At 61.9% G+C, this 17873-nt stretch carries 17 protein-coding genes; 6 read left to right on the top strand and 11 right to left on the bottom strand.

The features are described from left to right. Positions 1 to 17: 17 nt before the first annotated feature. A complete protein-coding gene (locus tag OUZ45_RS19395; RefSeq protein ID WP_266171966.1) occupies positions 18 to 698 on the top strand; it encodes a hypothetical protein in 681 nt (226 codons plus the stop codon). On the opposite strand, the gene OUZ45_RS19400 is transcribed toward OUZ45_RS19395, so the two are convergent. Then, positions 654 to 1877 carry an acyltransferase family protein gene (locus tag OUZ45_RS19400; RefSeq protein ID WP_266171967.1) on the bottom strand — a complete coding sequence of 408 codons (1224 nt, stop codon included), beginning with the start codon at positions 1875 to 1877 and terminating at the stop codon, positions 654 to 656. The genes OUZ45_RS19395 and OUZ45_RS19400 overlap by 45 nt on opposite strands. Positions 1878 to 1945: 68 nt before the next feature. Between OUZ45_RS19400 and OUZ45_RS19405 the strand changes: the two genes are divergently transcribed. Further along, complete coding sequence (locus tag OUZ45_RS19405) at positions 1946 to 2251, top strand: hypothetical protein (RefSeq protein WP_266171968.1); 306 nt, start codon at positions 1946 to 1948, stop codon at positions 2249 to 2251. 25 nt (positions 2252 to 2276) lie between these two features. On the opposite strand, the gene OUZ45_RS19410 is transcribed toward OUZ45_RS19405, so the two are convergent. The 3 genes from OUZ45_RS19410 to OUZ45_RS19420 form a co-directional block, all read right to left on the bottom strand. Continuing rightward, entirely contained in the window at positions 2277 to 2459 is a 183-nt protein-coding gene (locus OUZ45_RS19410; RefSeq protein WP_266171969.1) for a hypothetical protein, read from the bottom strand. 117 nt (positions 2460 to 2576) lie between these two features. Beyond that, positions 2577 to 2987 carry a YbgC/FadM family acyl-CoA thioesterase gene (locus tag OUZ45_RS19415; RefSeq protein WP_266171970.1) on the bottom strand — a complete coding sequence of 137 codons (411 nt, stop codon included), beginning with the start codon at positions 2985 to 2987 and terminating at the stop codon, positions 2577 to 2579. Positions 2988 to 3013: 26 nt separating this feature from the next. Continuing rightward, positions 3014 to 4246, bottom strand: coding sequence for an aromatic ring-hydroxylating oxygenase subunit alpha (locus OUZ45_RS19420; protein ID WP_266171971.1), 1233 nt, complete (start codon positions 4244 to 4246; stop codon positions 3014 to 3016). 1076 nt (positions 4247 to 5322) lie between these two features. Between OUZ45_RS19420 and OUZ45_RS19425 the strand changes: the two genes are divergently transcribed. Next, on the top strand, positions 5323 to 5976 hold the full coding sequence (locus tag OUZ45_RS19425) for a response regulator (protein WP_266171972.1): 654 nt from the start codon (positions 5323 to 5325) through the stop codon (positions 5974 to 5976). Positions 5977 to 6049: 73 nt separating this feature from the next. On the opposite strand, the gene OUZ45_RS19430 is transcribed toward OUZ45_RS19425, so the two are convergent. Then, a complete protein-coding gene (locus OUZ45_RS19430; protein WP_266171973.1) occupies positions 6050 to 9172 on the bottom strand; it encodes an Rne/Rng family ribonuclease in 3123 nt (1040 codons plus the stop codon). Between the two features lie 336 nt (positions 9173 to 9508). Between OUZ45_RS19430 and OUZ45_RS19435 the strand changes: the two genes are divergently transcribed. Then, entirely contained in the window at positions 9509 to 10507 is a 999-nt protein-coding gene (locus tag OUZ45_RS19435; RefSeq protein WP_266171985.1) for an RluA family pseudouridine synthase, read from the top strand. Here the strand turns inward: OUZ45_RS19435 and OUZ45_RS19440 are convergent. Further along, positions 10478 to 12001, bottom strand: coding sequence for a CPBP family intramembrane glutamic endopeptidase (locus OUZ45_RS19440; protein WP_266171974.1), 1524 nt, complete (start codon positions 11999 to 12001; stop codon positions 10478 to 10480). The genes OUZ45_RS19435 and OUZ45_RS19440 overlap by 30 nt on opposite strands. Before the next feature lie 2 nt (positions 12002 to 12003). After that, positions 12004 to 12345: a 4a-hydroxytetrahydrobiopterin dehydratase gene (locus OUZ45_RS19445; protein ID WP_266171975.1), complete on the bottom strand. Its 342-nt coding sequence runs from the start codon at positions 12343 to 12345 to the stop codon at positions 12004 to 12006. Positions 12346 to 12494: 149 nt separating this feature from the next. Here OUZ45_RS19445 and OUZ45_RS19450 point away from each other — a divergent pair, with 149 nt between their 5' ends. Then, the gene (locus OUZ45_RS19450) at positions 12495 to 13103 is read left to right on the top strand and encodes an NfuA family Fe-S biogenesis protein (RefSeq protein WP_266171976.1); all 609 of its coding nucleotides are present in this window, start codon (positions 12495 to 12497) and stop codon (positions 13101 to 13103) included. Between the two features lie 74 nt (positions 13104 to 13177). Here OUZ45_RS19450 and OUZ45_RS19455 read toward each other — a convergent pair whose 3' ends face one another. Then, the gene (locus OUZ45_RS19455; protein ID WP_266171977.1) at positions 13178 to 13531 is read right to left on the bottom strand and encodes a c-type cytochrome; all 354 of its coding nucleotides are present in this window, start codon (positions 13529 to 13531) and stop codon (positions 13178 to 13180) included. 24 nt (positions 13532 to 13555) lie between these two features. Beyond that, positions 13556 to 13879, bottom strand: a complete 324-nt coding sequence (locus OUZ45_RS19460; RefSeq protein ID WP_266171978.1) for a c-type cytochrome — start codon at positions 13877 to 13879, stop codon at positions 13556 to 13558. Positions 13880 to 14044: 165 nt separating this feature from the next. Here OUZ45_RS19460 and OUZ45_RS19465 point away from each other — a divergent pair, with 165 nt between their 5' ends. Next, positions 14045 to 15244, top strand: a complete 1200-nt coding sequence (locus OUZ45_RS19465; protein WP_266171979.1) for a glycoside hydrolase family 18 protein — start codon at positions 14045 to 14047, stop codon at positions 15242 to 15244. A 126-nt stretch (positions 15245 to 15370) separates the two neighbouring features. On the opposite strand, the gene OUZ45_RS19470 is transcribed toward OUZ45_RS19465, so the two are convergent. Beyond that, complete coding sequence (locus tag OUZ45_RS19470; protein WP_266171980.1) at positions 15371 to 16603, bottom strand: TraB/GumN family protein; 1233 nt, start codon at positions 16601 to 16603, stop codon at positions 15371 to 15373. A gap of 87 nt (positions 16604 to 16690) precedes the next feature. Continuing rightward, positions 16691 to 17581, bottom strand: coding sequence for a carbon-nitrogen hydrolase (locus tag OUZ45_RS19475; protein ID WP_266171981.1), 891 nt, complete (start codon positions 17579 to 17581; stop codon positions 16691 to 16693). Positions 17582 to 17873: the final 292 nt, after the last annotated feature.

Raw genomic sequence — 17873 nt, forward strand, 5'->3', positions numbered from 1 at the left:
TGATATAGCCGTCCTGGGTGACCTTTGCCAGCTGCGAAAACTCCAACCGAACCAGTAACGCGCAATGCAGCACGAACAGCATCAGAGCCATTTTGGAGCAGGTGGCCAACGTCGGCCAGCAAGTTCTAAGCGTCGAAGGCTGCTCGTTCAAATCGCTGGGTTCATATGTTCCAGATGTGAGTCGCCCCTACATTGCTTTCACTGGTCCCCTCGCGGTCAATAAGGACAACTTCTACGAGCGCGCCAACATCTACGAAGATGTTTTTGAGCGACCCGCATTCCTCGGTCAGGGGAACATGACCTGGGTCCAAGTTTCGAAAGCCTCGAACACGACCCTGGCAAATGCCACGGACACAGCCATACCTTTCGACACGGTCGATGGTGTGCTCACTTGGTTCGGAGACTTCCTTGGCAGCGGCGTGGTCATTCCGGAAAATGGGACCTACGCTTTCTCGGCGCATCAAACTTTTACTAGCCCTGCGGCCGGACACAAGCGGCTCAAGGTACAGATTAACGGTGTGACTGTGGCCAGCGGATCGGCTGAAAGCTGCGACGATAGTGTGACGGCGTCAGGCATTCAGCAGCTCAAGCAGGGCGACGTCATCGGCGCGTCAATACGGCAAGAGACCGGCGCATCTCTCACGCTGGCTGGTTCAGCTGTTGCTACGTCCTACCTGATGGCTAAGCGAATTGCCTGACGCCGTGTTTGCGCTGGAGGCTTTCGCTCCACGGAGCAACATCCTGCCTAAGGCAATGCCCGGATTCTCGATGTAGCGCTCTATGCCCCATGCGAGGCCATAGGCTCCCGCGATGACAATCACAAACATCAGGCCGGCTCGCGCGGGGCCGTTCATGCTTGCTACTCCGGGAAGCGGGAAGATATAGCTGCCGGCCAGGGCAATGAAGAAGCCGTGAAAGAGGTACACAGAGTAGGATGCTCGGGACATATAGGAGACGACCCGCGTCTCGCTGACGGTGTCAATCCATTTCCTTGCCCTTGCGCCTTCGCTGGTGGTGATATGGAGCCATATCAGGACTAGGGCGAACATGACCCACGTTTCATGGCCATAGATCCAGACCTGGGAAAGAGATAGAGCTAGGCAAACAGACCATGTCGCGGCGCGATCGAGTAGCGAAAGCACCTTGCCTTGCATGCGAGCTATCAGCATGCCGATCAGAAAGAATTGGATCTTGAGCAGCAGCAACGATGGCTCGACAAATAGTCCGTGGCCACCGCGCATGCCGTGAAGCGTGTCGGCGTATTTGGCAAAAGGCAGGCATATCGCGCACAAGGCTATAGCTACCTTCAAGGGCCCAAGACGTCGCATTGCCAGAAGAATGAATGGGAAGGCCAGGTAGAACTGCATCTCCAGGCCCAGACTCCAGTCGGGCAGGAACGTTGAGAAAGCGTAGTCCGGTAGAAGCCCAAAGAGGAACGTGACATGGAGTGCGAGATTCGTGGCGGTGTAATGCACGAACGCCGGGTCATAGATCTGTTCGCCACCCCATGCAGGGTTCTGGTGCCTGAGCATGGTGTAGCCGCCAAGAAACGCCCCTGACAGGAGCACGGCGACAGCGAGCGATAGGTAGTACGCCGGCGCGATACGGAAGTATCGGCGCACATAGAACCGTAGCCACGTCGATGGCTTGGACATCGGCTCGACGACCTCGCGCTCATCGGCGTGCACCACCATCAGATAGCCCGAGATGACCATGAAAAGGTCGACGGCTAGCTTGGCGCTTGGCAGCGGAATGCCGTACCAACCGGCCCAGATCATGGAGTGCGCCGATACGACCCAAAACGCGGCCAGCGCACGAAATCCGTTGATGAACCTGAATCGATGCACGCTGGCAATGTCCCTTTCCCGATTCCGCATAGTACCAGCGGTGAGTTGAGGACCTCGTAGCTCACGCCGTGAGACTCTGCCGGCTTAGGCTCGCCACCATGGGCACGCAGGTCGTCATCGAATGGGAGCGGCTGAGCCTTCATGGCGCGCCGCTGGATCACTATCTTGCCAGGCTTGTTGAGCCGCATGTGACGCGCGGTTTCCGGTCTGCAATTCGCTACTTCGTAGCGGGCACCATGGCGCTGCCTGACATAGTGCTCCGTCATGGTCACCGTGGTGCGGCCAAGCTGCTGCTGTGCCTGCCGGATGTCTCCGGCCGAATCGGCCTGGTGCCGGCCTTGGCGCGCAGATCCCGGAACTGGAAGGCCTTGGGCTCGATCCCTACCGACTCCCGCGCGCAGTAGAAAGCGCCCTGCAGCATGCTGTACGTCAGCGATTGCCCCCATCCCCGCCGATCACCTGGCGCGTAGCCTGGACCTTGTAGGAAGCTTTGCACGCTGCGATCCGGGCCAGCAGGTCCGCGGGCTGCCCACTTACCTGAATGCGACGTTTAGTTTTGGTCTTTCCCTGGGCGACGTGCAGGAAGCTGTCACGTATATCGCGCTCGTCCATCTTCAGTTGCCTCGCACCTTGGCCTGGCCTCCACGTCGGCGTAGATAGGCTTTGACGTGCTTCGCCTAGGTCGCGTTGGCGTGAAAACTCGGGGGGGCGCGACTGTTCAGGCCACTCTTAGCTGGCGGACTGCGCCGCTATCGTGCTGCGTATGGCCTCGGGCCAAGGGGCTGCCTTCCAGCGTCGAAGATCGACGCACACCAGCTCAACATCGCCCTCGACCAACAGCACTTGCTCGCACCAAGCCTCTTGGCGGAACCGTAAGGTGGTTGGGTCCGATTCATTCACTTGAGTTCGAATCACGAGTTGTGCATCCAAGCCCGCTGGGCGGCAATAACGTAGTTGCACCGCACGCACGGCAAAGACCAAACCCATTTGCTCTTTGACTACTTGTTGCGAAAAGCCCCGGTGGCGAAGCCAGTCGGCACGGGCCTGGTCGAAGTACCTCAGATAGCTACCGTGATAGACCACTCCCCCGGCATCGGTATCGGCGTAGCACACGCGGATAAGGGTGTTGCCATCATCCATATGCCTCTCCCAATGTCAGAGCATCCCTAGCACGAATCGAAGTTGCGAACGCTTTCTCGGCTCTTTATTTCAGTTGCAGGAAAGGCTCTGCTGCTCTTCGGGATCGGCTCATCTTCACGCATAGTGAGTACCTTGTTTAACTGTGCATGGTAGTGAATGAGTGCGGGCTCATGGCGCCCAAACGTCAGGTGCGACTGTGCTCCGGATGACAAGCCTCGCTGGATCCCTTCAGCCAAGGGAAAGTCCTCGCCATCCACGGTGCGCAACAGCAGCTCCATGTTCCGATCCCAGTGACCTCGCGCCTTGGGATTGTCGGCTAGCGAAGGGGAGTAGATGGAAGCCTCAGCACGACACATGGCCGGGTTTCCGCTGGGGTCCGGGAATACCCGCCAGACTTCCAGATGATCACGCTGCCAAATCAACAAGCTGTTAGGAAACAGCACATAGATGACAACCGAGTGATCTAACAAATTCCAGGTGGCCTCCGGCTGCCCACGCAATGCATGAATGGTCTTTCGAGGGTAGACGATCATGCAATGTTCGCCGAACGCTTCAAACACACCCAGCCCGGGAATAAACAGAGAGGCGATGGTGTCGCCATGCAGAAAGGGAAAGTGCGTGTTTTCCAAGAAAGTCTCGACGACTATCTTCCAATTCATTTGCCTGCAAAGGCGGCGGGTTTCGTAGTGGAATAGGCTGCCTAGCGCATAGGCGTCGATTTCACTTTCCAGCCCTTGCAGGTCGACAGGCTGCACGACATCGGCATAAGGGTGGACCCAGATCAATCCGTTTGCTTCGGTGACGGGAACCCGCGCCAGTCTTCGGTCGGAAGGACTTAGACCCGGGAACGCTCCGCGCGGCGAGAGCTGCCGCGGTAGGCCTTCCACATCATAGGACCACGCATGGTAGGGACAGACAAAGCTTTTCGCCCCACGGCCACATTCTTGTACCAAGGGTGCGCCCCGGTGGCGGCAGACATTCAGAAAGGCATTGATTCGACCGGAGGGTGTACGAACCAGCAGCAGCGACGTGCCGCTCAGGTCATCCACCACGTAGTCGCCCGGCGCTTGAAGCCGGCAAGTTAGCCCCACAAGAAGGCCACGTCGGCGGAATAGATGCTCATTCTCCAGGGACTGGTGCGCACTGGAAAAGTAAGCCTGCACGGGGTTGAGTCCCACGGACGCGCTCAGATCGGTGGTCCCAGCGTCGATATGCGCAAAGATTCGCTTGATGAGACTCACCTGGCGACTATGCAACATCCTCCCTCTCCCTATGTTTGCTCATGTAGGGAACCTCGAAAGCTGAGGTGTCCCCTCGTTTTGAGTCGTCATTCCGGCGCAGGCCGGAGGCGCTTCACAACGGCGAGGCTGGTCATCCAGTTTCAATAAGCCGTGCGAAGCACACAAAAACTGTTTTGAGTGCGTCGCACGGCACTTCTGCTAGGCAGTCTTATGGAGACGCCGTGGCTTCACGCGCATTGAATCGTGGCGACTACATCTGAACGATGTATTGCGGATAGCGTTCGAAGTCGTGGCCGTTCCAGCGCGAACACTGGTGGCAACTGGCGTACTCCGATGAGGACGAGCACGGGCATCACCCATGAGGCGATGCAAGCAAGCCGAAATCCTTCGCGAGTCCTCATATCAAGTTCGCCATCCGTACTTTCCTGTCTCGGGCAAGCCGATCTCTACCATCCGACCGGGCAAGCACGAGCAAAGAGCCTACGCCCGGATATTCATTGCCATCTGTGATGCATCTCTCATCAGAGGCGGCGCCTGGTGAAGGGGGCTCCGCGCTGACGTCGCCCCCGTTTCCGTAGACATTAAAACTGGAGTTCGGCGGTTTCGGGGGCCATCGTCGGACCTCCACCGCAATAAGCGAGGGCGAGTCCATGGGATTACGCCGGGGTGACGAAGTAGGGGGGGATCGCGAGCACCCACCCCTCTCCTCAATCCTCTCCCCTGTGCACAAATCGGCGAACAGGAGAGAGGAAGCAGGGGCGTCGCCGGGAGTTTCTCAATCGCCTGATAGGACTAAAATCCCCGTAGCTACAAGACTAGGCCGATTCGCTCCGGGCTTCGGGCACTACACCGTATTCCCGTGTTGACCGGACGTCATGAATGCCAGCTTGTGACGACATGGCGTAGGTTTCAGCTGACAGACCCGCGGGTAAGGATCAAAGATACTGGGTTTCCGGATAATCCAGCTGGCCGATGTGCGCCGGTCGGGGAAGGGGAGAAAGCGCTATCCGTTACAAACGTATTCGATGTATGAGTGCTTGCATTGGTCATGCATGCAGCCTAATTTCAGATGCCACACCCAAGGAGGCGGCGAAGTGATCAAACTGGTTTTGGTTGACGATCACGAGCTCGTGCGTACGGGTTTTCGGATGATTCTGCAGCAGCAGCCCGATATCCATATCTGCGGTGAAGCAGGTACGGCCGAGGAGGGGTTGCGCCTGATACGCACCCATGAGCCGCAGATCGCTCTGGTCGATGTGCATATGCCTGGCATGAGCGGCATCGAGCTGACCGAGCGTGTGGTGCGCGCCAAGATGGCGACACACATCATCATCATAACGGTGGTCGATGATGCGAGATTTCCTAAGCGCCTGCTGGATGCCGGTGCCTTTGGTTACCTCACCAAGGGCTGCACGGCGGAGGAACTGCTCATTGCGGTGAGGCAGGTGGCGGGTGGTCATCGCTATCTCGCTCCTGCGGTGGCGCAGCAGCTTGCGCTGGCGACGCTGGATGGAGATGGCTCGCCGTTCGATGCGCTGTCCAGCCGCGAACTGGAGGTGGCCATGATGCTGGTACGTGGCAAGGCGCTTACAGCGATCGGTGAGCAGCTCAATCTCAGCCCCAAGACCGTGTCGACCTATAAGCAGCGTCTGATGGAGAAGTTGCAGGTGGATCATGTCGTGAGCCTCGCCCACTTGATGACTATCCACGGCTTGCTGGATACGCATAACAATCAAGTTGGCGGCTGAGTCGGTCGCCATGCAGATAAAGAAAAAGCCGGACTTTCGTCCGGCTTTTTCTTGGGCTATCGGCCGATGAAGATCAGCTACCGGAGGCGCTGGTTTTGTCCTCGGACGGCTTGCTCTCAGGCGGCCTGCTCTCAGATGGCCTGCTCTCAAATGGCTTGTTCTCGGTCGGCGACGGCGTGGCGGCGACATCCGGCTGCACGTGGAAGTCCGTATGTCCCAGCAAATCGCCCTGCGTGGGCAACTTGGTCACAGGCGGCAGCACAGGGGCTTCCTCCGCGGCGGGCTTGGCGGTTTCTTCTTCGGTTTTGACCGGTACTTCCACCATCGGGGCGGGCTGGTGCGCCGGAGCCTCGTGAAGCGCGACGGTCTTCTCCTGCTCGCTCACGGCGGGTGCCACGGGCTCCACCATCTGGGGCGGCGCGCTGTCAGCCATGCGGGGCTCGTTGTCCGTCACTGGTGTATGCGGCGTGGCGACCTCAGTGGCCAAGGGCGCATCGCTCTGTGCTGTCGGCAGGTGAGGGGTTACGGATTCGGCTACGGCCGGTTGGCTCACTTCCGTTTCCATTTTTGCTGGAATGGGCGGAAGGGTCGGCAGGTTGAAGGCCACCGGCGTCGGCGCCGAGGTTTCCACGACCGGAGCCTCATGCTCAACAGGGAAGGAGGCCGATGGCATCGGAGCGGCGGGGGCTTCCACTTTCTTGGCGATCTCAGCGGCAGCCACGACAGCTGCAGCTCCAGCGACTGCCGTGCTGACCTGGGAGCGGGCTTCCGTCACGGTTGGGGCGGTCTGATGGCCTGCCGTCGTGCCAGCGATCGCAGCCTGGTCGCGATCCTCGTCGTCCAGGTCGAACTCGTTGTCGTGCTGAGCCTCGGTTCCAGCGGCACCGGTCGGCGTGGCATCTTCATGGCGACGGCGGCGACGGCCACCACGACGACCACGACGGCGACGCGCCTGGCTGCCTTCAGCCTCCGCTGCACCCACTTCGACGGTATCCGGTGCCACGGCATCGGTCACTGGCCTGGCGACCATGGCTTCCTGGACGGCCTCGGTCAACGGTGCGGCGGCCGGACGCTGGGCCTGTTGCTGCGGCTGTGCCTGACGAGGCTGGCGCTGCTCCTGCTTCGGCTTGTCCTGCTCCTGGCGCGGTGGCTGGGCCTGCTTGCGTTCTGCCTGTGCGGCCTGCTGCTCGGCGGCTGGCTTGGGCTGGCGCTGCGGTTGTTCCTGCTTGCTCGCGGGTGCTTGTGTCTGCTGCGGCTGACGCGGCTGCTGTTCGGCACCGCGCTGACGGCCGCCCTTGCTCTGCTGCTGGCCCTGCTGCTGGCCGCCTTGCTTGGCCGGCTGCTGGTCCCGACGCTGCTGCTGACGGCCACCTTGCTGCGGGCGGCCACGTTCGTCGCGACGGTTGCCGCGCGCCTGCGACGGGGCTTCCTCGCGCTTGGTTTGCGGAGCAGGCGTGGACGGGGCGGCACTGCTACGGAACCAGCCAAGCAGGCGGGAAATCACGCCGCCACTCGGGGCCGGTGCGGCGGCTGACGGTCGACGGCTGGCCGGCGCGGCGGCAGCTGCCGGAGCGGTCTCTTCTTCGCGCACTGGCGCCGGAGAAGCGGGCACGATGCCGCTGACGGCCGGTTGCTCGCTGCTACCCAGGGCCTGACCCATCTTGGGGATCGGCGACGTCTCGACGGTGGTCAGGCGCTCATAGCTGGGCTTGCTGTGCTCGCCCATGTCCACTTCGCGGATGCGCTGAATTTCGATATGCGGCGTCTCGAGCTTGTCGTCGGCCACGATCACCACGTGCACCTTGTTGCGTAGTTCGATCTCGACCACGCTGGCACGTTTTTCGTTGAGCATGAAGTTGGCCACGGTCGGCGGGGCCTGCACCAGCACTTGGCCGGTGTTGTCCTTCATGGCGTGTTCTTCGATCAGGCGCAAGGTGGACAGCGCCAGCGACTCCACGCCGCGGATGTGGCCGTGACCTTCGCAGCGTGGGCACACGATCTGAGTGGCTTCGCCCAGGCTCGGGCGCAGACGCTGGCGGGACATCTCCAGCAGGCCGAAGCGCGAGATGCGGCCGATCTGTACGCGGGCGCGGTCCAGCTTGAGGGCGTCTTTCAGGCGTTCTTCCACTTCACGCTGATGCTTGGGGCTGTCCATGTCGATGAAATCGATCACGATCAGGCCGCCGGCATCGCGGATACGCAGCTGGCGGGCGATTTCCGCCGCCGCCTCGCAGTTGGTGTTGAACGCGGTTTCCTCGATGTCGCTGCCCTTGGTGGCCTTCGACGAGTTGATGTCGATGGCGGTCAGCGCTTCGGTCTGGTCGATCACGATCGAGCCGCCGGAAGGCAGACGCACCTGGCGGTCGAACGCGCTCTCGATCTGCGTTTCGATCTGGTAGCGCGAGAACAGCGGGGTCTCGTCGCGGTACATCTTGAGCTTGCGCAGGGCGTTCGGCATCACCTGCTGCACGAACTCGCGGGCGTCGTTGAAGAGCGACTCCTCGTCGATCAGGATCTCGCCAATGTCGTTGCGCAGGTAGTCGCGCAGGGCGCGGATGAACAGCTTGGATTCCTGATAGATCAGGAACGGCGCCTTCTGCGAGCTGGCCGCCGCGGAAATCGAGCGCCACAACTGGAGCAGGTAGTCCAGGTCCCACTGCAGCTCCTCGGCGTCGCGACCCATACCGGCGGTACGCACGATCAGGCCGACATCGTCGGGGACGGTCAGGTGTTCCAGGGCTTCTTTCAGGGCCTGCCGGTCTTCACCTTCGATCCGGCGCGAGACGCCGCCGGCCTTCGGGTTGTTCGGCATCAGCACCATGTAGCGGCCGGCGAGACTGATGAACGTGGTCAGGGCGGCGCCCTTGTTGCCACGCTCTTCCTTCTCGACCTGAACGACGACTTCCTGGCCTTCCTTCAGCAGCTCGCGGATGCTGGCCTTGTTCGGGTCCAGACCCTGGGCGAAATACTCCCGGGCAATTTCCTTCAGCGGCAGGAAGCCATGGCGTTCGGCGCCGTAATCGATGAAGCAGGCTTCGAGGGAGGGTTCGACGCGAGTGATGCGGCCTTTGTAAATGTTGGCCTTTTTCTGTTCGCGGGAGGGGATTTCGATATCGAGATCGTAAAGGGTCTGGCCATCGACGATGGCCACACGCAACTCTTCACGCTGAGTTGCGTTGATCAACATGCGTTTCATTGTGATTTTCCTTGGCTTGCCGCGCGTCGCGTGCCGCGGTGGCGCCGTTGGGGCGGCCTGCCGGGGATCGCGCCGCTGCGGTTAAGCGGCAAAAAGACGGCACCGTTTCCGGCTCCGGGGTGATTCGTGGCATTGCGCTTGCCGCTCCGATTCTTCTTATGAATCGGACAAACAGCAACCCGAACCGTTACGATGAAAGGGAGCAGCGACCGGCTGCCAAGGAGGCGGCCGGCGCTATCCTCGCCGGCGTCACGGGCGGGCGCCCTTACCCAAGCCGGACTTCGGCGGGTAGGACGTAGCGCCGGCCGAGTATCCTATTTAGTCAGGTTTTTTTCAATGCAGACGGTAACTTCCCACGATGCACCTCAAGGTGTGCGTCAAGTCGAGATCGGCCCCGAGCGGGACGGTCAGCGTATCGATAATGCGCTGATGACTCTGCTCAAAGGTGTGCCGAAAAGCATGATTTATCGGCTTTTGCGCACCGGGCAGGTCCGAGTCAACGGGAAACGGGCCAAGCCGGATACCCGTCTCATCGCCGGCGATATGCTGCGCATCCCGCCGGTGCGGGTGGCCGAGCGCCCGGTTGATCAGGGGCCGTCGCCCGGCATGGTGTCGTCCGTCGCCGATGCGGTGATTTTCGAGGACAAGCACTTTCTGGTCATCGACAAGCCCGCCGGCATTGCCAGCCACGGCGGCAGCGGTGTGAGCCATGGTGCTATCGAACTGCTGCGGGCCGCCCGCCCGCAGGAGCATCTGGAGCTGGTCCATCGACTGGACCGGGATACCAGCGGCGTGCTGGTTTTTGCCAAGACCCGCGCCGGTTTGACCGGTCTGCAGGCTGAGATCCGCGCCGGCACGGTGACCAAGCAGTACCTCTGCTTGATGGTCGGTCACCCGTCCAAAGCCAAGTTCGACGTCAATGCACCGCTGATGAAGTCGGTGCTCCAGGGCGGAGAACGCATGGTAAGAGTGTCCGATAACGGCAAGCCATCGCTCACTTTTTTCCGCGAAATGGAGCAGTATCCGGGCGCCCGACTGATGCAGGCCACGCTGGGAACCGGGCGTACCCATCAGATTCGCGTGCACGCCGCGCATATCGGCCATCCGCTGGCGGGCGACCCGAAGTACGGCGACAAGGACATGAATAGGCGCTTCCGTGAGATGGGCCTGCAGCGATTGTTCCTACATGCCTCGCATATGAGCTTCGAGCTGGATGGGCGAGCCTACAGCTTCTCCGCTCCCATGCCAGATGACTTGAAGGATTTCCTGGATGTGCTTGCTGTAAAAGGAAAAAGGCTGCGCTATCTACAGGAAAAATCGCGCACTGACTTCTAAGGATCGAAGCAGGCCACCGGTAAGTCCGCTTTCGACGAGCAGCGCACAGACGGCGTGAGCGAGTGCGATCGGCAGCAAGGCGCGCGATCGCAGGAAGCACCAGGCCCACCAGAGTTCGGCCAGCAGGCAAAGCTGCATCAGGGCGCCGTTGGGGGTGTGGAGAAGGGCGAACAGCGTGGCTGTGACCAGCAGCGTCACGGAGCGTGGCCATGGCAGCCGTTCCAGTCGCCGCATCACCACGGCCAGTGCTGCCCATTGCTGCAGGGTGGCCCAGGCCAGATAAGTCAGCACATGGCGTCCGCCTGGCCCGGCGAAAGCCTGGCCCGACCACGCGATCAGCCCCAGCGCGACCGGAGCCATGGCCAGCGGCCAAGCCCAGTCGCGCCAGCTTCCGCTTAGCCAGCGCCAGTCCGCTGGACGCCGACGCCATTCGATCACCGCGGCGTACAGCAAGGCGGCCACAAAGGCGATCACCGCCGGGATCGACGGATGAAGTCCCCATTGCAGCCCGGCGATCAGCCATAGCGGACCGGTCATGAATGCAGCGACCTCCAGCCAGGGAGGCGTTTTTCCAGGTGGCGGCCTCGCAGCGAGCCAGGCCAGCAGCAACAGGTAGGTTCCGCACATGGTCCAGCCGAACCAGGCCGGCATCGCCCCCTGCTCGCTGGGAAGAAGCGCCACCCCGGCCGGAACGATCAGCGCTGCCGGCCAGTGCTGGCGGAGCCGATCGCGGAGAGTGAGCCATGTTTCAGGGGCGGCAGATGCGGGCAGGTGGAACAGCGGGGTGGCCGGTTGCCGATCGCCGAGGCTCAATTGAGCGATGCGCTGCTCCGCGATCGGCAAGTCCGCTGGCAGTTCAATGGCCGCACCGGCATCGACGGCAGGTGCAGGCGGGTCTGCGATCAGCGCCGCATCGCGCAAATGCAAGGTGGCGCCAGTTGGCAAGTGCGGCCGCAAGCGCAGCATATGGGTGAGGACACCCAGCGACGGGCACCGCTCTCCCGCCACCGTCTGCCACAGGACCTTGCGCAGATCGACGGTCAGCTCGGTGGCACCCTGGGTCAGCTCCGCCGCGGAAGTCGCAAGACAGGTCGCACCTTGTTCGCTGGCCTGCAGGATCAGGCCAAGTTCGCCATCGGCGCTGCTTTCCACATGCAGGCGTAGCAGCGGCCAATGCGCAAGATCCACCGGCTGCATCAGCGGCAGCCCCAGATCGTAAGGGCTGCCGTCACGGCTGGTGATACGCAGGCGCCCATCGTCGAACGCCGCCGTCGCTGCGCCGAATGGGTGGCCGGCAACCAGGTCGGGTGGTCGCCGCAGCGACCAGATCCAGAGGGGCTGGTGATTCTGCAGAGCGTGCAGCTCCCGTCCCGCCTCGCGTTGCAGCTGTACCATGGTCACTTGCCTGGACAGCGCGTGCATGACCAGCAACAGCAGCGCCACCGCCAGTGCAAAACCGGCGATGGAGGCGACCCGGTGAAAGGTGCGGCTCATGCTCAGCGGGCCAGCAAAGCCTCGACGCGGGCTGCGCAGATGAAATCGTTGAGCGACAGTCCGCCCACATCATGCGTGGACCAGAGCAGGTGGCAGTGCCCGTAGCCCGCCTCGATGTCCGGATGATGGTCTTCGTGATTGGCCATGAAGCCGACGGCGTTGATGAAGCCGAGGGTGTGATGGAAGTTGGCGAACTTGAAGTCCTTCACGATGGACTTGCCGTCCGCGCTGGCAACCCAGCCTGGAAGCTGTGCCAGCAGCGTCGAGACCTGCGCGGCGTCTAGTGCATGTTCCTTACCCTTGCGCGGGGTGCAATGCTGGCTGGCGAGATCGGCGTAGCTCATGAGTGTCTCCAGATGTCATTCTTAAAGAGGCGAAGCGTCGAAGTTGTGCCTGCAAAAGTCAAAGCCACACGCGATGTTGAAACAGGACTAAAATGGTGCTGTTTCGGTGGCCAGGCGTTTGATGGCCGCCAAGGTTATCTGGAGCAAGCATGATCGACATTTCCGAACGCGCGCAGCAGCACTTTCTGCGCCTCCTTTCGCAACAAGGCATCGACGGGCTGAGCATCCGCTTGCGCGTGACCTCGCCGGGCACCCCTGCCGCCAACTGCGAGCTGGAATTCTGCGAGCCTGACGAGCTGACCGGCCGTGAGTGGACCATCGAATGCAACGGTTTCCTGTTCCAGATCGACGGTGAGAGCGCTTCCTGGCTGGATGGCGCCAGTATCGATTACGAGCCGAACCCCACGGGCGGCCAGCTCAATATCCGCGCCCCCCGTATCAAGGGCGAGCTGCCGGGCATGGATGCGGGCCTGGTGGAGCGTGTGCGCTACGTATTGGAAGCCGAGATCAATCCGCGCATCGCCGCCCACGGTGGGCGCATTAGTTTGCTGGAAGTGAGTGCTGCGGGGGTGGTCGTGCTGCAATTCGGCGGCGGCTGCCACGGCTGCGGCATGGTCGATGTCACGCTCAAGCAAGGTGTCGAGAAGACCTTGCGCGAGCGAGTGCCGGAGATCACCGAAGTGCGCGATGCCACCGACCATGCGGGCGGCAGCAATCCTTACTACCGCAAGCATGAAGGCCAGTCGGCGCTCAGCTGATTCGGCTTTCTATGCAAACGCAAAAAGAAGGCCCGCCTAGGCGGGCCTTCTTTCGTTCTGCATCTGGCGAGGGATTACTTGTCGCCCTGGATGTGGCCCTTCAGGCCATCGAGCTTGGTGGGCAGGCTCGAGAAATAGGCGGCGACGTCCTCGATGTCCTGTTCGGACAAGGTGGCAACGAAGCCCTTCATGATCGGGTTGTTGCGGTGGCCGTCCTTGTACTCATGCAGCACCTGCTGGATGTACACGTTGTACTGGCCGGCCAGGCGCGGGTACTGCGGATCGACCGCATTGCCGTCAGCACCGTGGCAGGCAAAGCAAGCGGCAGCCTTCTGCTTGCCGGCATCGATACTGCCGCTAGCGAACAACTGGGTGGAAGCGAACGCCAGGACGGCGCCGAATGAAAGCAGGGTGAGCGCACGTTTCATGCGGAATCCTTGATCCTAGGCTACTTACTTGGCGAGGCTGGAAAGGTAGGCGGCGATATCGTCGATGTCCTTGTCGGACAGACTCTGCGCCTGGGCCACCATGGTCGGATGGGTGCGGTCGCCGCTCTTGTAACCATGCAGAGCATTGATGATGTACTGCTCGTTCTGGCCGGCGATCTTCGGCACCGGGTAACGCGGGTAGGCGTTCTCGTAACCGGGCACACCGTGGCAGCCGTTGCAGGTATAGATCAGTTTGCGGCCGCTGGCCTTGTCGCCCTCGGCATGAACGCTGCCAGTGACGAGTAGTGCGGCAGCGACGGTCAGGCCGAGCAATTGCAGTCGAGTCATCGAGATTATTTCCACGATTCCGGCGGGTACATGGCGGTAAGTCGCGGAAGTATAGTGGTTGGGTCCAAGCAGGGACAACACGCTGCAACAACCGGCCACAGGGGCTGTTCGCCTAACCGGCCGGTTCGCCAACACTTTCGCCAACACTTACGTAAGGAACAGGGGATGCGGGAAATCATGTCGATAGGCCGTTCGGCGGCTATCCGGGGATGGGCGGTGGCGATAGCCCTGCTGTTCGCCAATGGGTTGGCCGCCGAGGAGGCTGAAAAAGGGGGGATTTCTTCCTATCACATCGTCGGCTACGTGGCCGATGCATCGCCGCTGCCGCCGATCAATGCGCACAAGTTGGACGTCATCAACTACGCCTTCGGCACGATCGACGACAAAGGCGACATCGTATTGAAGAGCCCCGTCGCCACATCCTCGCTGGCGACGCTTACTGCGCTGCGCAAGGTCAATCCCCAACTCAAGGTCGTGCTGTCGGTGGGCGGCTGGACCGCGGGTCATTTCTCCGAGGCCGCGCTCACCGACGATGCTCGGCAGCGATTCGCTGAGGATGCGGCGAAGCTGCTCGAGCAACACGACCTCGATGGCCTGGACATCGATTGGGAATACCCGACCTTGCCTGGCGGTGGCATCAGTCATCGTCCCGAGGACAAGCGCAACTTCAGTTTGCTGCTGGAAACGGCGCGTGCCCGCCTCGACCAATTGGGTAAAGCACACGGTGGGCGCCATTACGTGCTGACCATCGCCGCGGCGGACAGCGAGTTCGTCGCGGGTATCGAGCTGGAGCGCGCGGCGCGGTCGCTCGACTGGATCAATCTGATGACCTACGACTTCCACAACAGCCTGACGCCGACGACGGGGCATCATGCCGGCCTGTATCCATCGGCGCTGGACCCCGCGGGCGACCGTGCCGCCGATAAAGCGGTGCGCCAGTTCATGGATGCCGGCGTGCCGGCGCGCAAGCTCATCCTCGGGGTGCCGTTCTACGGACGCGCCTTCACTGGCGTTGATCCGGCCCATGACGGTCTGCAGCAAAAATACGCCAAGTTCTCTGGTGCCCCTTCATGGCGCGACCTGGTCGCCAACTACATCGACAAGAACGGTTACACGCGGCATTGGGATGCCAAGGCGCAGGTGCCTTATCTATGGAATCCCGCCACCCGCACCTTCGTCAGTTATGACGATCCCCAGTCGTTGCGCATCAAGATGGCTTACGTGAAAACGCAAGGCCTCGGTGGCGTCATGTACTGGGAGCAAAGCCTGGACAGCAACGAGCAATTGATCGACGTGCTGGTCGATGCGTTGCATGTAGGAGCACACCCTGTGCGCGATCAGGCCTCGAAGGCATCTACGCCGTAGGGTTGTCACTCGGTCCATCCATGGCCCTCGCCCAAACCGGCAATCCTGCCGGTTTGTCGCGCACAGGGTGCGCCCCTACAGGGTTTCGGTCATCGATAAGAACAAGCTCTTTTAGAGCAGGCTCTTTCAGAACAGGCTCTTGAAGATATGAATGCCGGCGCTGTATTCGCCCACGATGGTGCCCAGGCAGACCAGTAGGAAGTTGAGCAGGGTGCGGGCGATGCGGTTCTTCCACCAACCGCTCCAGTGGCCGATGTCGTCACGCAGGGTATCGAAGTCGGCCACACGCGGTTTGCGCACCCAGGCTTCCGTCATGGCGCTGATGGCGCCGGAGGGAATGCCGGGGCGGAAAGGTTTGATCGGCGCAGCAATCGCTGCAGCAAGAATGCTGAGTGGATGCCCGCCGGCGATCACCGCGCCAAGCGCCGCGAAGCCCGCGGTGAACAGCACCCAATCGCGCAGTGCTTGCGCGCCCAGCGCCGTATTGCGATGGAAAGCGAAACCAATGGCGACGAACACCGCCAGCACCAAACCGATGGCCAGCCATTTCGGCCAGCGCGCCTTGGGCGGCAATTGGGCAAGTTCGGCGGCCTTGGCCGTGGGATCTTCCTGCTGACGGCGCAATAGCTCGCACAGACCCTTGAGGTGGCCGGCGCCAATCACCACCAGCACACGGCGGTGTTCGCCGAAACGCGCTTGCGCCGCTTCCTCGCGCAAGCGAGCCGTCATGTAGGCGTCGCGCTCGCCGATCAGGCTGCGGTAGAGCGGCTCGGATTCGCTGGCGAACTCGCTGAATGCGCTCTCGAGCATGTCACCCTGTTTGAGCTTCTCGATTTCCTTTTCTTCGATCTCTTCGCGCTCGAACACGCTGGCGAGCAGGCCACCCATCAGGCCGAAGCGCTGCCAGAAGCCCACGCTGCGCCAGGCGCGCTTGAGTGTGGTGCCCACATCGCGATCCACCAGCCACACCGGCAGGCCACGCAACTCGGCACCATCCATCGCCGCCTTCATTTCTGCACCGGGCTGGATGCCGTATTGATCGGCCAGGCGTTTCTGGAACGACGACAGCACCAGGCTGGCCGCGACCATGCCGGCTTTACCCTGGCGAATGACCTGGAACAGGTCCATCTTCTTGAGCGCTTCCGGGTCGCGCATGCCCTGCGCGCGGCTGGCGCAGAGCTCTACGGCGATCGCATCGAACGACTCCTGTGCCAGCAGGGCATCGACGGCTTCCACGCTCGCGCGTGACACGTGCGCCGTGCCCAGCACTACGTACTCCACGCCATCGCGTACCACGCGCTCGATCGGCTGGCCCTGCAAGGCAGGCGGCAAGGTATCGGTGGTGGCGTCCAGGCTCATGCTTATGATCGGTCGTTAGTGGGGAAAGCACTGCATGGGGACCGTTGCCGCACGGCACAAGCCATGCGGCCAACAGCGTTCATGCACTCAGTCGCGGAAACGCTTGAGCAAGTCGCCATAGGCGTCGATGCGGCGGTCGCGCAGGAACGGCCAGATGCGGCGCACGTGCTCGCTGCGCGCCATGTCGATATCGACCACCAGCAGTTCGCGCTGGTCAGTGCTGGCTTGGGCCAGGAATTCACCCTGCGGGCCGGCGACAAAGCTGGTGCCCCAGAACTGAATGCCCGCACCGACGCCGGAAACATCCGGCTCATAACCTGTGCGATTGCACGCCAGCAGCGGCAAGCCGTTGGCCACCGCGTGGCCGCGCTGCACCGTCACCCAGGCTTCGCGCTGGCGATCCTTCTCGGCCTGCGCGTCGTTCGGATCCCAGCCGATAGCGGTGGGGTAAAGCAATAGATCGGCGCCGGCCAGCGCCATCAGGCGCGCGGCTTCCGGATACCACTGGTCCCAGCAAACCAGCACACCGAGGCGGCCCACCGAGGTGTCGATCGGGTCGAAACCCAGGTCGCCCGGCGTGAAATAGAACTTCTCATAGAACGCCGGATCGTCCGGGATGTGCATCTTGCGATACTTGCCGGCGATCTTGGCCGAGCGGTCAAACACCACTGCCGTGTTGTGATACAGCCCGGTGGCGCGCTTCTCGAACAGCGAGGCCACCACTACCAGCTTCAATTCCTCAGCCAGCTTGCCGAGGCGCTCGGTGCTGTGGCCCGGAAGGCTTTCCGCAAGGTCGAACTCCGACACCGATTCGTGCTGGCAGAAATACGGGCCGTTGTGCAGCTCCTGCAACAGCACCAGTTCCGCGCCGGCGGCCGCGGCTTCACGCAGGCCGGTTTCAATAGCGTCGAGGTTGGCGTCGCGGCTGCCGCGGTGGGTTTCCTGCAGCAGCGCGACCTTGAGGGTCTTGCGGGTCATGCCGTGGTGTCCTGTCCGCCACGATGGCGAAAACCATAGTGTAACGGACGCCCGAAGCGGCATGCCCTCAGAGCCTGTTCAATATCTTTTCGTGGCCCGCGCCGGGAGCTGTTTGCACGCAGGCCAAGGAAGAACGAAGGCGTGTACGTCCGTACACAACTGAGTGATGACGCGGGCATGCGTGCAAACAGACCCGGCCCGTAGGGTTGCCGTTGAGTGGCCGCCAGGTGGCAGCGCGCGGCTTGGCCTGGCAACCAGCCAGGCGCTGCGCCACGCACTGCCACCTGGCGGC

Origin of the sequence: Dyella subtropica (genome assembly GCF_026283965.1) — a bacterium.
GTDB lineage: Bacteria > Pseudomonadota > Gammaproteobacteria > Xanthomonadales > Rhodanobacteraceae > Dyella_D > Dyella_D subtropica.

Excerpts from the sequence above, each read along its gene's own strand:
- OUZ45_RS19400 (WP_266171967.1), bottom strand. The coding sequence starts at position 1,877 with ATGCGGAATCGGGAAAGGGACATTGCCAGCGTGCATCGATTCAGGTTC.
- OUZ45_RS19405 (WP_266171968.1), top strand. The coding sequence starts at position 1,946 with ATGGGCACGCAGGTCGTCATCGAATGGGAGCGGCTGAGCCTTCATGGC.
- OUZ45_RS19410 (WP_266171969.1), bottom strand. The coding sequence starts at position 2,459 with ATGGACGAGCGCGATATACGTGACAGCTTCCTGCACGTCGCCCAGGGA.
- OUZ45_RS19415 (WP_266171970.1), bottom strand. The coding sequence starts at position 2,987 with ATGGATGATGGCAACACCCTTATCCGCGTGTGCTACGCCGATACCGAT.
- OUZ45_RS19420 (WP_266171971.1), bottom strand. The coding sequence starts at position 4,246 with ATGTTGCATAGTCGCCAGGTGAGTCTCATCAAGCGAATCTTTGCGCAT.
- OUZ45_RS19430 (WP_266171973.1), bottom strand. The coding sequence starts at position 9,172 with ATGAAACGCATGTTGATCAACGCAACTCAGCGTGAAGAGTTGCGTGTG.
- OUZ45_RS19435 (WP_266171985.1), top strand. The coding sequence starts at position 9,509 with ATGCAGACGGTAACTTCCCACGATGCACCTCAAGGTGTGCGTCAAGTC.
- OUZ45_RS19440 (WP_266171974.1), bottom strand. The coding sequence starts at position 12,001 with ATGAGCCGCACCTTTCACCGGGTCGCCTCCATCGCCGGTTTTGCACTG.
- OUZ45_RS19445 (WP_266171975.1), bottom strand. The coding sequence starts at position 12,345 with ATGAGCTACGCCGATCTCGCCAGCCAGCATTGCACCCCGCGCAAGGGT.
- OUZ45_RS19450 (WP_266171976.1), top strand. The coding sequence starts at position 12,495 with ATGATCGACATTTCCGAACGCGCGCAGCAGCACTTTCTGCGCCTCCTT.
- OUZ45_RS19455 (WP_266171977.1), bottom strand. The coding sequence starts at position 13,531 with ATGAAACGTGCGCTCACCCTGCTTTCATTCGGCGCCGTCCTGGCGTTC.
- OUZ45_RS19460 (WP_266171978.1), bottom strand. The coding sequence starts at position 13,879 with ATGACTCGACTGCAATTGCTCGGCCTGACCGTCGCTGCCGCACTACTC.
- OUZ45_RS19465 (WP_266171979.1), top strand. The coding sequence starts at position 14,045 with ATGCGGGAAATCATGTCGATAGGCCGTTCGGCGGCTATCCGGGGATGG.
- OUZ45_RS19470 (WP_266171980.1), bottom strand. The coding sequence starts at position 16,603 with ATGAGCCTGGACGCCACCACCGATACCTTGCCGCCTGCCTTGCAGGGC.
- OUZ45_RS19475 (WP_266171981.1), bottom strand. The coding sequence starts at position 17,581 with ATGACCCGCAAGACCCTCAAGGTCGCGCTGCTGCAGGAAACCCACCGC.